Annotated in this window: 12 protein-coding genes and 1 pseudogene; 7 read left to right on the top strand and 6 right to left on the bottom strand. The window is 46.1% G+C overall.

Going from position 1 to position 12,835, the window contains the following annotated elements:
- Window positions 1-59 precede the first annotated feature (59 nt).
- Window positions 60-983, top strand: a complete 924-nt coding sequence (locus AC0VYG_RS22085; protein ID WP_475430028.1) for a phosphotransferase enzyme family protein — start codon at window positions 60-62, stop codon at window positions 981-983.
- Window positions 984-1,151: 168 nt separating this feature from the next.
- On the opposite strand, the gene AC0VYG_RS22090 is transcribed toward AC0VYG_RS22085, so the two are convergent.
- The 4 genes and pseudogenes from AC0VYG_RS22090 to rpmE form a co-directional block, all read right to left on the bottom strand.
- Entirely contained in the window at window positions 1,152-1,712 is a 561-nt protein-coding gene (locus AC0VYG_RS22090; protein WP_475430029.1) for an LOG family protein, read from the bottom strand.
- A 145-nt stretch (window positions 1,713-1,857) separates the two neighbouring features.
- Window positions 1,858-3,127 (bottom strand): annotated as a pseudogene (locus AC0VYG_RS22095) (malic enzyme-like NAD(P)-binding protein).
- A gap of 123 nt (window positions 3,128-3,250) precedes the next feature.
- Window positions 3,251-3,997, bottom strand: coding sequence for a thermonuclease family protein (locus tag AC0VYG_RS22100; protein ID WP_475430030.1), 747 nt, complete (start codon window positions 3,995-3,997; stop codon window positions 3,251-3,253).
- Window positions 3,998-4,053: 56 nt separating this feature from the next.
- On the bottom strand, window positions 4,054-4,269 hold the full coding sequence (gene rpmE, locus AC0VYG_RS22105) for a 50S ribosomal protein L31 (RefSeq protein ID WP_475430031.1): 216 nt from the start codon (window positions 4,267-4,269) through the stop codon (window positions 4,054-4,056).
- Between the two features lie 283 nt (window positions 4,270-4,552).
- On the opposite strand from rpmE, the gene AC0VYG_RS22110 reads away from it, so the two are divergent.
- The 6 genes from AC0VYG_RS22110 to AC0VYG_RS22135 all read left to right on the top strand — a co-directional run bounded on the left by AC0VYG_RS22110 (window position 4,553) and on the right by AC0VYG_RS22135 (window position 10,738).
- Complete coding sequence (locus tag AC0VYG_RS22110; protein ID WP_475430032.1) at window positions 4,553-6,787, top strand: primosomal protein N'; 2,235 nt, start codon at window positions 4,553-4,555, stop codon at window positions 6,785-6,787.
- A 102-nt stretch (window positions 6,788-6,889) separates the two neighbouring features.
- Window positions 6,890-7,516 carry an SPOR domain-containing protein gene (locus AC0VYG_RS22115; RefSeq protein ID WP_475430033.1) on the top strand — a complete coding sequence of 209 codons (627 nt, stop codon included), beginning with the start codon at window positions 6,890-6,892 and terminating at the stop codon, window positions 7,514-7,516.
- A 233-nt stretch (window positions 7,517-7,749) separates the two neighbouring features.
- On the top strand, window positions 7,750-8,340 hold the full coding sequence (gene hslV, locus AC0VYG_RS22120) for an ATP-dependent protease subunit HslV (protein WP_475430034.1): 591 nt from the start codon (window positions 7,750-7,752) through the stop codon (window positions 8,338-8,340).
- 10 nt (window positions 8,341-8,350) lie between these two features.
- Window positions 8,351-9,673 carry an ATP-dependent protease ATPase subunit HslU gene (gene hslU, locus AC0VYG_RS22125; protein ID WP_475430035.1) on the top strand — a complete coding sequence of 441 codons (1,323 nt, stop codon included), beginning with the start codon at window positions 8,351-8,353 and terminating at the stop codon, window positions 9,671-9,673.
- 24 nt (window positions 9,674-9,697) lie between these two features.
- Window positions 9,698-10,084 carry a gamma-butyrobetaine hydroxylase family protein gene (locus AC0VYG_RS22130; RefSeq protein WP_067018976.1) on the top strand — a complete coding sequence of 129 codons (387 nt, stop codon included), beginning with the start codon at window positions 9,698-9,700 and terminating at the stop codon, window positions 10,082-10,084.
- A 30-nt stretch (window positions 10,085-10,114) separates the two neighbouring features.
- Entirely contained in the window at window positions 10,115-10,738 is a 624-nt protein-coding gene (locus tag AC0VYG_RS22135) for a ubiquinone biosynthesis accessory factor UbiJ (RefSeq protein ID WP_475430036.1), read from the top strand.
- A 96-nt stretch (window positions 10,739-10,834) separates the two neighbouring features.
- Here the strand turns inward: AC0VYG_RS22135 and AC0VYG_RS22140 are convergent, their stop codons facing one another.
- Together AC0VYG_RS22140 and AC0VYG_RS22145 are read right to left on the bottom strand one after the other, a co-directional pair.
- The gene (locus AC0VYG_RS22140; protein ID WP_067018982.1) at window positions 10,835-11,698 is read right to left on the bottom strand and encodes a DMT family transporter; all 864 of its coding nucleotides are present in this window, start codon (window positions 11,696-11,698) and stop codon (window positions 10,835-10,837) included.
- A 117-nt stretch (window positions 11,699-11,815) separates the two neighbouring features.
- The gene (locus AC0VYG_RS22145; RefSeq protein ID WP_475430037.1) at window positions 11,816-12,781 is read right to left on the bottom strand and encodes an asparaginase; all 966 of its coding nucleotides are present in this window, start codon (window positions 12,779-12,781) and stop codon (window positions 11,816-11,818) included.
- Window positions 12,782-12,835: the final 54 nt, after the last annotated feature.

The following is a 12,835-nucleotide window of genomic DNA, read 5'->3' on the forward strand; positions in this document are numbered from 1 at the left end:
GAAGCAGCGACCCTTATAGGTAATGGCCTCGCTGTTTCAACAAATCGTGGATAAATCATTTGAATACGTTATTAAAATCAGAACAAGTACTAGCGCTTCTAAATGCCCATTATTCATTAGATAAGATTCAAAGCTGTCATTTAATTAGACGGAGATTTAATGATCACTATTTAGTGGAGTTAGAAAATGCTAGATATGTTTTTCGAGTCTATCTAAACCATAAGTACTACATTGAGTCCTTTGACGCATTTCAATTTGAATTGGACCTGCTAGAGCATTTACACCATGACGGTGTACCTGTTGCCAATGCTCTGAGTAATAATAATGGTGAATTACTTGGTTCTGTATCGACCCAAACTGGAGATAGAGCGTTTGCATTATTTCCCTATGCCGCTGGTAGCGAGATTAAAAGTGACACCCTTACAATAGAAAAATGTTTTCAGCTTGGCAGCACAATGGCGAAGCTACATCTTTCTGCTAACCATTTCCATTCGAAACACAAACGCTATCACTTAGATTTGAAATGTTTGCTCGATGAACCTTTAAAATTGTTTCACAAACTAATAAATGAAAAACAACCCAGCTTCTTAAATGAAAAAGAAAAAAAGATGCTAACCAATAGAATAGAGTCATTGGGAAGTATCGAAGACCTCGTTAAAGCCGTTAATAAAATACCGCTTAATCAAGATGAATTTGGAATAATTCATGCTGATTTACATACAGGGAATGTCCACTTTGAAGGTAATGAATTGATGGTCTTTGATTTTGATCATTGTGCTTATGGATGGCGAGCCTATGACCTAGCTATCTGTTTATACCTGCCCAGCGAGCAGTGCGAGGCCATGCTCAGAGGTTATGAATCTCAACGATCTATAAGTGCGGAAGAGCGAACCTGTTTACCGGTATTTTTCAAACTAAGAAGTTTATGGAGTATTGCAGATAGACTTGCAACTGAATCAATAAGAGAAGAACCACCTCAATAATATTACCTGTACTAGCTTAGGTCTGAACTAGTACAAATCAACTTTGAGAACAGCATGTTGCTTAACGATGTATCCAATACAGGTGGTACAGATCATTTCTATTAGTAACAAGAAAGCCAAGCAAATTGTTTGGCTTTCTTGTTACTGCTCATACCCTTCTTGGCAACATTACACCCACTTTTGCGCCGGTGCGTGATAATTTTGAAACGCTTCCAACAAATCTTGTGGGGTTTCCGCACGAATCAGCATCTCCACATAAGGGGCTTTGACAAAGCCTGCTTCAAACATCCGATCAACCATCGTGAATAAGGGATCATAAAAGCCTTCTATGTTATAAAAGGCACAGGGCTTTTCATGAAGGCCAATCTGCGCCCAGGTCCAGACTTCAAAAATCTCTTCTAAGGTGCCAATACCACCCGGTAACGCCACAAAAGCATCGGCCAATTCCGCCATTTTGGCCTTACGCTCATGCATGTCTTCGACCACGTATAAGTCGGTTAAATTGGGGTGCGCTATCTCTTTGTCTTCAAGGTGTTTGGTAATCACACCAATGACGTTACCGCCTGCGGCGATCATTGCATCGGCCATTTCACCCATTAACCCAACTTTCCCACCACCGTATACCACTTCAATCTCTTGCTCTGCAAAATAGGTGGCCAGTGCCTTCACACCCGTAACGAAATTAGGATTGTTTCCTTTCGCAGAACCACAATAAATCGCAACTTTCATATCCATCCTCATTCTGTTGATGTTCTATCGAGTATCTTTTTTATCATGTTCACAAGTACCAGAAACAAAAAAGACGATGTTCATCAACATCGTCTTTTCATCGTGCCAATCGCCTTGTTATGACACACAAGACGACCCATTCGGTTTACACTCCGAAGTGGTCCAGGCTCTGAAGCGGGTAAAAATCAGGATAAGGTAAAGTTGCCACTCCCGATTCAATCGCGGCTTTCGCAACCGCATCAGACACGACCGTTAACAAACGAGTGTCCATTGGTTTTGGCAAAATATATTCTTTACCGAAACTCAATGCTGCCCCACCGTAAGCGGCCACCACATCTGCGGGTGCTTCTTCTTTGGCCAAGTTCTTAAGTGCGTGAACGGCGGCGATTTTCATCTCTTCATTAATCTTGGTAGCACGAACATCTAACGCGCCACGGAAGATAAAGGGAAAGCCCAAAACATTGTTTACCTGATTTGGGTAATCAGAACGGCCTGTTGCCATGATCAAGTCATCACGAGTCGCACGGGCAAGGTCTGGATTAATTTCAGGATCAGGGTTAGAACAAGCAAAGACAATTGGATTGGGTGCCATCTTAGCCAATTGCTCGCCAGTTAAAAGATCTGGACCAGACACACCAATAAACACATCAGCGCCATCAACGGCATCGTCCAATGTGCGCTTGTCTGTCTCATTCGCAAACATCGCTTTGAATTGGTTCAAGTCATCGCGACCAGAATGAATGACACCCTTGCGGTCAAGCACAAGAATGTTCTCAATTTGCGCGCCACAGGCAATGATCAGCTTCATACACGCCGTTGCAGCGGCTCCCGCCCCAAGACAGAACAATTTTCGCTGTTTCGATGTCTTTACCTTGCAGCTCAAGCGCATTCAATAAACCAGCGGCGGTGACAATTGCCGTGCCATGTTGGTCATCATGAAAAACAGGGATAGAACAACGCTCAATCAACTGACGCTCGATCTCAAAACACTCAGGGGCTTTGATATCTTCTAAATTGATACCGCCGTAAGTATTGGCAATACGTGCTACTGTATCGATGAAAGCTTGTGGACTTTCTGATTCAACTTCCACATCAACAGAGTTTACGCCAGCAAAGCGCTTGAATAAAACGCCCTTACCTTCCATAACAGGTTTGCTTGCTAATGGACCGATATTGCCAAGGCCAAGAACCGCCGTGCCATCTGAAATGACAGCCACAAGATTACTCTTACCCGTATAGCGGTACACGGCTTCTGGATCTTTGGCGATTTCACGGCACGGCTCTGCCACACCAGGGCTATAAGCCAAGGATAAATCGCGAGCGGTTGCTGTGGGTTTGGTAATAGTGACGCTTAGCTTTCCAGGTACTGGATGTTCATGGTACTCCAGCGCAGCTTGTTTTAGATCTTCTGCCATTTTGATGTTTCCGTCTCTAATTTGGTGTTTTAATAAAAGTACAAATTGGGTCTTGATTCTGACGACATTACGCCAAGAAACGACACCTTATTATTATAGTCACAGAACAGCCTATCACATCTCTCATTCGGGCATACCCAAATCCTGTAAATCATTTGGGTGTTTGACCGACAAAATCCAAGATTTATAGCGCGATGAGCGGCTTTTTCTATGATGTTGCCAACCACGGACTTCGACGTTATGCCCTTTTAAAAAGTAAACCTTCTGGGCAGGCCAATAGTCCTCAGAACTGAGGGGTAAATGAATAACCAGATCATGATCTGTCGCTAGCCACCAACCACCTCGGTTCTTTGTGATGGACGAGATCACTACCTGCGATACAACAAAACCGCTATGCGGTCGCCACGTCAGTGATTGTGTCCAAACACCGAGCCCCGCCCTACGGGCGGTTTGCTCTGCTTGAATAAAGCAAGATTGATAAGCCACATTAGGTGGTATCGCAATACGATATCCAAGCCCTTTCGATAGTAACTGACTTGATAATGAAATACGATCTTTATCGAAAACGTAAAATAGATAACGTCCATAATGATCACGGGGGTCTTTCCCCGCCTGCAAATAGACATAATTGCCCACTAAAGCTCGTAGCGTCTGGGTCGCCGCCACAGCATAGGGTTCATTGTGGCCTTTTTTATGACCTAACTCTGGGGTATTAATGCCAATAAAACGCACTCTTTTACCATCGCTAAGATACAAAGTATCTCCATCGACTATGCGTTGCACTTTGGCGCGTTCAAGTGGGCCTTTAGCGTGACATAAGGCATTATCTGGGAGTGTCTTGGCAACCCCGGTAGTGCAAAATACAAACAAAAAAAGCGCCAAGATAACTTGACGCTTTTTCTGGAAAAACACGTTTATTCAGCCAATTACTTAGTTGAACGACGCGCTCCGAAACGTTTCTTAAAGCGATCAACACGACCACCAGTATCCAACATTTTCTGTTGACCTGTGTAGAAAGGGTGGCATTGGCTGCATACGTCGATGTGCATGTCTTTGCCAGCAGTCGAATTAAGAGTCAATGTGTTACCACAAGTACAAGTTGCAGTAATAGTTGCGTAATCTGGGTGGATATCTTTTTTCATTGCGTTTACCTCAAGTTTGGTGTGCCGCCACTTAGTCTAATAATTAGCTTTCGCCGTCTACAAATGGGCTTTCGCCTAGCCAAGCACCGCACGATTCGTTGTACAGACATTGTACAGTGGTTCCAAGAGCTGCGTATTTTAGGGATCAATTGACTAATCAGCAACCTTTTTATAGCGCTTTATCAATAAAATTCTCTCTCGCCCCCACTGGCCAGAGTAACGTACACTAGAGAGACTAGGATCCATTAGATGTATTTTTCGATATAAGGTTACGAATCCAAGCATGCAAGAGGCGCTTCTTACTCCTTACCCATACGCTCAAGTGGCGCTGCCCGTGCCCATGCGTACGCTATTTGACTATAAAATCCCTAAGGCCATGGCATTACGTCACGCCTTGCAGCCTGGTATGCGAGTGAAAGTCCCTTTTGGAAAAGGCAGCCGTCTAGGAGTCATCGTTTCCTTTAGTCAGACAAGCGAGTGGGATGAAAGCCAGCTTAAATCCCTCACTTCTTTGAAAGATGAAGCCCCTGTTATTCCGGGTGAACTCATGGCCTTATCTGAATGGGCGGCACGTTATTACCACCACCCCATCGGCGATGTGATTTTTCATGCTCTGCCCGTCTCCTTGCGAAAAGGCGAAAACGCTGAGTTTCGAACGGAAAACTGGTGGTTTGTCACTGAGGCTGGCCAAACAATCGATATTGAATTGCTCAGTCGAGCCCCTCGCCAGCAAGACTTCTTAAAAGCTGTACAACAACACCCAAATGGCATGAGCCAAAACGCCATATCCTTACTCGGTCTCATGCCGAATGCAGGCAAGTCTCTTGAAGAAAAAGGCCTAGTCAGGCGCGAACAGCGCGCTTTCAATACCGCGGGCGAAAAGCACTCTCACCAAACACAAGTCCCACCCGTGCTGAATCGTGAGCAAACCATGGCCATGGAAGAAATACTTGATATGAGAAATCGCTTTGGCGTGGCATTGCTGGATGGCATTACTGGCAGTGGCAAAACCGAAGTATTCTTACGCGTTATGGAAGAACTGATCGCCGAGGACAAACAAATCCTCGTGATGGTGCCCGAAATCGGCTTGACGCCACAAACCTTTAAGCGCTTTGAAAATCGCCTCAATACCAATATTGTACTGATGCATTCCAACATGACGGATCGAGAGCGTCTGGACGCCTGGCTGTTGTCCTCAAGTGGCCATGCCAAGGTCATTATCGGCACACGTTCAGCCGCCTTTGTGCCCGCCGCCAACCTTGGCATGATTATCATAGACGAAGAGCATGACGCTTCCTACAAACAACATGAAGGCTTCCGTTATCACGCTCGGGACTTGGCCATCAAACGCGCCCAAAATCTAAGCATTCCGGTACTGTTGGCGTCGGCAACACCTTCCTTTGAAAGCCTCGCCAATGCCTTACAAAAGCGCTTTACTTGGCTAAAGCTACGTCAGCGGGCTGGCAACGCCCACATTCCAGAAATGGAGCGTGTGGATTTACGCGGCCAAACGCTGGTTCACGGCTTCAGTGAACAGGCTCTGCAAGCCATGAAGCGCTGCTTAGATCAACGTGAACAAGTGCTGATTTTTTTAAATCGCCGTGGCTATGCCCCAACGCTCATGTGTCACGATTGTGGCTGGATTGCCAGTTGTGACCATTGTGATGTCAACCTCACCGTGCACAAGCGCGCCAATAAACTCCACTGCCATCATTGTGATGCGCAAAAGGCACTGCTTCATACCTGCCCTGAATGCCAATCAACCGAGCTTTTCACCGTGGGCGAAGGGACAGAACAAATCGAGACGCAATTAAGCCCCTTATTCAAAGACGTACCGATTTTGCGTATTGACCGAGACAGCACCCAACGCAAATCGGCGATGACGCAACTAACACAAAAAATCCATGAGCACGACCAAGCCATCTTAATCGGCACCCAAATGCTCGCCAAAGGTCATCATTTTCCCAATGTGACTCTAGTCATCGTTATGGACGCCGACGCAGGATTATTTTCCGCGGATTTTCGCGGCATGGAACGAACGGCCCAGCTCATCACCCAAGTGGCAGGAAGAGCAGGACGTGCGAAAAAGCCAGGTCATGTGTTACTGCAAACCTACCATCCTGACCACGCCGCCATCGAGTGCCTATGCACATTAGGCTATGAACAGTTTGCTTTGAGTGGCCTTTCAGAGCGTAAAGCGCTCTCTCTGCCACCTTTCTATCACCAAGTATTGATTCGGGCCGAATCCGGTAATGAGCAAGAAGCCATGCAACTCTTGACCAATATGCGCTTAGAACTTGAGCCCCATTTCCCTCCAGATATCTCTATGGTTGGCCCTTACACCGCCATTATCGTTCGTAAAGCCGGCCAACATCGCGCCCTGCTGTCACTCAAATCGGCCCAACGCGCCCCGCTTCATCAAGTGACCGCCATGATGACCGCATGGCTTGAGCACGCCACTCGCCAACAACATAAGGTTCGCTATGCGGTCGATGTGGACCCGCTGGAAACCTATTAGAAAAGGCTAAATAGGCAATCCATGGATCATTTACTTTACCTAGACTGGAAACTTAAGGATCAAGCCAGCATAATGTGCCCTATTTCTAATAAAGCCTAAACTATGTTTACACCAATCAATATTGCTGCCAAAGGAAATCGACCGAAAAAGGGTGCAACTCGCCGGACGCCCCCCCCACCAAAACGCAAAACCCCTTGGTGGTTATGGATCATTGTTCCGGTGATTCTAGTCGCCTTTATTTATGGTTTAACCAAGTTAAGTCACGTAAAACAAAAACCGGTCACTCAATCTGTCCCAGCCGCGAAACCAAAAGTCGCAAGCAAAGCTGCCCCTAAAACAGAAGCGAAGAAAGCTGAGCACAAAAAAGCTGAGGCGAAAAAGAAAGAGTCGTTTGATTTTTATAGCATTTTACAAGATAGCGAAGTCAAAACAGAACACGTTAAGGCCTATCAGTACGAGCCTCGCGGTGCACAGGACTTCCTCTACATGCTTCAAGCGGCCTCCTTTAGAAACCCTAAAGATGCGGATCGTTTACGTGCTAAGCTGATTCTATCCGGTATCGTCGACACCAGCGTGCGCAAAACCCTTAGCACGAAAGATGGTAAGCCTTGGTATCGTGTTGTCATTGGGCCATTCAATGATCGTTCTGTCATGAACCATATTGAAGATAAATTAGTCGATATGCGCATCGAGTCTTACCCTTACAAAATCAAAAAAGAAAACCAATAATCTTCGATTATTACTTTCTTCTGGCAGCGCCCTTTTGACCGTTGCCAGAAGAAAGTCTCCTTATCACAAGCAGAGAGCTGCCGCTTACAGAACCACCAGCCCCACAAAAAAATAAAGCAAAAGCCATCTCAAAAGTTCGCACATAACAAGGAAGACATTTGTCATAGTCTCCCCTGCTTGAAAATCAGCGAACTCGCCCCCACTTTGTTTAGAATCGAAACTGGAGTAGACCCATGACAACGATTTTAACGGTACGCAAAGGTAATCAAGTCGTCGTAGGCGGCGATGGACAAGTGTCTCTAGGTAATACAGTCATGAAAGGCAACGCACGTAAAGTGCGCCGCTTATATCGTGGTGAAGTCATTGCGGGCTTTGCTGGCGGTACAGCTGACGCCTTCACCTTATTCGAACGCTTCGAAGGGCAGCTAGAAAAGCACCAAGGTCATTTGGTACGCGCCGCGGTCGATCTGGCGAAAGACTGGCGCTCCGACAAGGCATTACGTCGCCTTGAAGCCATGTTGATTGTTGCTAACAAAGACAGTACTTTAATCATTACAGGGACGGGAGATGTTGTTGAGCCACAACACGGCGCCTTAGCCATTGGCTCTGGTGGCAACTTTGCCGAAGCCTCCGCTCGCGCCCTAATCGACAATACTGATCTATCGGCGAAAGAAATTGTTGAAAAAAGCCTAAACATCGCCGCCGATATTTGTGTCTTCACCAACCATAGCTTAACCATTGAAGAAATCATTATTGACCCTAAGCTTGAAGACAACTCAACTAAAAACATTCCCTCAGAAGACACTTCTGACAAAGATAATTAAGAGAGCCAAGATGAGCAGCATGACCCCAAGAGAGACGGTTAACGCGTTAGACAATCATATTATTGGTCAACAAAAAGCCAAACGTGCGGTGGCCATTGCCTTACGCAACCGCTGGCGCCGCATGCAACTCCCTGAAGACATGCGTGCCGAAATCACTCCCAAAAACATTTTGATGATTGGCCCGACAGGTGTCGGTAAAACCGAAATCGCCCGTCGTTTAGCAAAACTTGCCAACGCTCCTTTTATCAAAATCGAAGCCACGAAATTTACCGAAGTGGGTTACGTTGGTCGTGATGTAGAATCCATCATTCGTGACTTGGTCGAAATGTCGATCAAAATGCTACGCGAGCAAGAAACCGCTAAACTGCGTCATAAAGCAGAAGACGCCGCAGAAGATCGTATTCTGGATGCACTCTTGCCGCCAGCTCGTGGCGGTGATCCTGAGTTGGAAAACAACAGCACACGTCAAGCTTTTCGTAAAAAATTGCGCGAAGGCAAACTAGACGATAAAGAAATTGAAATCGATGTGGCTGATACGCCTGTTGGCGTCGAGATCATGACCCCTCCTGGCATGGAAGAAATGACCAGTCAGTTACAGAACATGTTCTCAAGCTTAGGTTCCCAAAAGACCAAAAGTCGCAAAATGAAACTAAAAGATGCCCTTCGCCAAGTTCGCGACGAAGAAGCCTCTAAACTGGTTAACGAAGATGAACTAAAAGCCCGCGCCGTCGAAGCCGTTGAACAAAATGGCATCGTCTTCCTAGACGAAATCGATAAAGTGGCAAAAAGCTCTGAGCGCTCTGGTGGTGAAGTGTCCCGAGAAGGGGTACAACGTGACTTATTGCCTCTTGTTGAAGGCTGTACGGTCAGTACCAAATACGGCATGATCAAAACAGATCATATCTTATTTATCGCCTCAGGAGCGTTCCATTTAACCAAACCATCGGACTTGATTCCTGAACTACAAGGCCGCTTACCAATTCGAGTTGAGCTGGATGCCCTCACAGTGAATGACTTTGAGCGTATTTTGGTAGAGCCCAGCGCCTCACTGACTCAGCAATACATTGCCTTGGCAGCGACAGAAAACATTAACATCAACTTCACCAAAGAAGGGATTCATCGCATTGCGGAAATCGCCTTCCAAGTGAATGAGCGGACAGAAAACATCGGTGCGCGTCGTCTTCATACCGTGTTAGAGCGACTGTTAGAAGAAGTTTCTTACTCGGCCAGTGACATGCCAGATGGTCAAGAAGTTGACATTACTGCCGCTTACGTCGATGAACAGCTAGGTGAGATTGTTGAAAACGAAGACCTTAGCCAATACATCCTTTAACCCAACATAAGCAAGAGAGCATACATGGCAACCACACCCGCTCCAACCAAGGTTCACTATCATAAGCAGTCCCGTGAATTGGAGCTGGCGTTTGCTGATGGGCAAGTATTTCGCCTCAGCGCGGAATACTTGCGAGTGCACTCTCCGTCTGCGGAAGTGCGCGGACATGGTTTAACCATCCCCATCTTACAAGTTGGCAAAAAAGACGTCGCCATTAACAATATTGAAGGGGCGGGCAACTATGCCCTCAAAATCACCTTTGATGATGGCCACGACTCTGGCCTCTACTCTTGGGATTATCTCTATAATCTCGGCCAACACTATGATGAACTTTGGCAAATATACCTAGAGCGCCTTGAAAAAGAAGGTCAGACGCGAGAAACTTCCGTGATTCAAATTCATCAAGTTTAACCCGTTGTTTTATCATCACTAGGAATTGTCATGAGCTCGCTTAGTCTGTCTGCCATTAGCGCCATTGAACGCGCCGTCAATCTTGCCCTAAAACAAGATGAACCTTCTCAAACACGTCTAAGCAAACTGGCTGGCCAGCAAATTTTCCTACATATCGAAGACTTTTCTCTGACGCTGCAAGTTCATATTCTTGAACAAGGCGTTATTTTGCATCGTCCAGAAAGCTTAGATGAAATAGACTTGGATCCTCGCCTAGACACCCTAGTTCAAGGACCCAGCTCAGCCTATCGTAAGCTGCTCGAAGGCGATGGTCTGTTCGATGGCGACTTACGTATTCAAGGCAACGCACAAGCCTTAATGACACTACACAAAGTCATGGAAAATTTTGAACTGGATTGGGAAGGTTTACTTGCCGACCATCTTGGTGATCTGCCTGCCGCCGCCCTAGCTCGTCTGCTTCGCAAGCAATGGTCTTGGGGCAAAGAAACCGCCACCACGCTTCGTCTACAACTGGTTCAATACCTACAAACCAACAGCAAACTACTACCGAGCAAAATCGAATTCAACAGCTTCGTCGACGATATGGAACGCCTTGGCACACAACTCGACCGCACCGAAGCAAAAGTCCGACTATTAGATAAAAAACGCGCTTGATAGAACGCTTACCAGATACTGGTAAACAGGTTTTCATGTTCTAGAAGGCTTGGTGTACGTCACCAGGCCTTTTTAATAACCAACATAAAATGAACTCTAAGCGGGCTTCGCTCGGCTTAAATACACACCTGCAATGGTCACAACAAAACCCGTGATTTGTACCCATGTCATATGCTCATTAAATAAGAAGTAGCTTTCGACCGCCGCTAGGGGTGGAACCAATAGCATGACGGTGGTGACTTGCGAGGCTTTCACTTTGCGCAGTAGCCAAACCATTAAGAACACGCCACCACACGATAAAACAATAATGCCCCATGCAATAAGTGCGAAGGTTTCAAGTTGTACTTTAAAGACATGTTCACCTAACACCAATGCAAAACAGAACGTCACGGCGGCGGCAGCCAAGTTTTGTATTGCCATTGATGAGAATAAATCGGAAGAAGAAATCGACATTTTCTGGTAAGTCACCCCTAGGGATAAGGATAAAATACCTAAACACGCAAACAATAAGGTGAGAAAAGAAACCCCACCATGGCTCAAATCCAGCTCAAAAACCGGACTCAAGACCAACACTAACCCCACCATACCAATCAGCATCCCTATGATGCCTTTTATCGAGGTTTTTTCTTTGATCAGCAAGAAGGCAAGTAGGGTGACTAACGCTGGCTGTAGCGCTCCAATCAGCGCCATGATACCTGCAGGTAAACCTTTCGCGATGGCCACATAGGCAAACGCTAAGTAAAAGCCATTCATCAGCATCCCTGCGATAATGTGCTTAGGTAGTTCATTCCAACTAGGAAAGCGGCGCCTTTGAAACACGGCGATAAGAGTAAAAAGCCCACCCACGCCTAAAAAACGGATAGTAAGGTAGATATTCGGATCAATTAGGCCGACTAAAAACTTACCGGTAATAAAGCCAGTCGACCAAATGAGAACCAAGAGTACATACAAGAGCGCCATATAAAATCCGTTTTAAAGAGAGGGTTCACTAGAAACAAAAGTTTACATAATCGCATTGTAAGTTTTTTATCCCGTCATTGGCTAGCCTCTCTTCCTTAAGATGGCCTATTTTATTTTCTACCAAGCCGCGATAATTTGCTGACGCGACTGTCCTAGACCAATCAAAAAATGCAGTTTGACAAAAGCCGCTTCGTAAGTCATATCTAGACCCGAGATCACGCCCGCTTCAACTAACGCAGACCCCGCAGCGTAAGCGCCCGCCGCGACACTGCCCGCTCCACATTGACTAACGTTCACAATGGTCACGCCCCGGTCGGACGCGGTTTTTAGCAAGGCAAGTAATTCAGGGTCTTTATCTGGGGCGTTCCCCGCACCATAACTTAATAAAACAGCGCCCTTCACCTTATCATTCAGCAACCCTTGCCAATGTATTGCTTGTACGCCCGGAAAGACAGGAAGAATCGTCACCGCACTCTCCTGCATCGCTGGAATGTGAATACTCATGGGAGCTTGATGAATGTCTTCAGAACGCCAACGCCAATCAATGCCTAATACGCCACGTTCTGGGTAATTAGGAGAACTAAAGGCTTGCCAATCCGTGGTGTGAGCTTTGTGTGCTCGATCCCCTTCGATCAATCGACCAGCAAAGAAGAGAAACACACCTTGAACCCCTTCTTCACATGCTGAAATGGCCCCCATGACATTGATCATGGCGTCTGTACGCACTTTATACATAGGGACTTGTGATCCGGTCAGGATAATAGCCTTGTCACTATTGGCAAACATCAAAGACAAAGCACAGGCGCTATAGGCCATGGTATCCGTGCCATGAAGAACGATAAAGGCATCAAACTCATGCCATTTATTTTTAATATCATGGGCGATATTTTGCCAATCTTTTGGTGTCGCGTTAGAAGAATCAATCAAATTCTCATAACGTTGAATCACAAATTCATGCACGAATTCGTCCGATTCATTGAGATGCTGGCTTAAGTGATCGGCAAAAGCGGCGTCAGGCACTAAACCATTATCAGAAGGTACCATGCCAATGGTGCCACCAGTGTAAGCAATATAAATTTTCATATTGGTCTCAAATTATGTGATAGCCAAAGAAACACGAAAAACAAAAAGGCGCGT

The sequence above is a fragment of the Marinomonas sp. 63XJN7_7_ISO-PGPR-S23-202 genome (assembly GCF_056173505.1).

Bases quoted from the DNA above. Each gene is read 5' to 3' on its own strand.
- AC0VYG_RS22090 (WP_475430029.1), bottom strand. From the start codon at position 1,712: ATGAAAGTTGCGATTTATTGTGGTTCTGCGAAAGGAAACAATCCTAAT.
- rpmE (WP_475430031.1), bottom strand. From the start codon at position 4,269: ATGAAAAAAGATATCCACCCAGATTACGCAACTATTACTGCAACTTGT.
- AC0VYG_RS22110 (WP_475430032.1), top strand. From the start codon at position 4,553: ATGCAAGAGGCGCTTCTTACTCCTTACCCATACGCTCAAGTGGCGCTG.
- AC0VYG_RS22115 (WP_475430033.1), top strand. From the start codon at position 6,890: ATGTTTACACCAATCAATATTGCTGCCAAAGGAAATCGACCGAAAAAG.
- hslV (WP_475430034.1), top strand. From the start codon at position 7,750: ATGACAACGATTTTAACGGTACGCAAAGGTAATCAAGTCGTCGTAGGC.
- hslU (WP_475430035.1), top strand. From the start codon at position 8,351: ATGAGCAGCATGACCCCAAGAGAGACGGTTAACGCGTTAGACAATCAT.
- AC0VYG_RS22130 (WP_067018976.1), top strand. From the start codon at position 9,698: ATGGCAACCACACCCGCTCCAACCAAGGTTCACTATCATAAGCAGTCC.
- AC0VYG_RS22135 (WP_475430036.1), top strand. From the start codon at position 10,115: ATGAGCTCGCTTAGTCTGTCTGCCATTAGCGCCATTGAACGCGCCGTC.
- AC0VYG_RS22140 (WP_067018982.1), bottom strand. From the start codon at position 11,698: ATGGCGCTCTTGTATGTACTCTTGGTTCTCATTTGGTCGACTGGCTTT.
- AC0VYG_RS22145 (WP_475430037.1), bottom strand. From the start codon at position 12,781: ATGAAAATTTATATTGCTTACACTGGTGGCACCATTGGCATGGTACCT.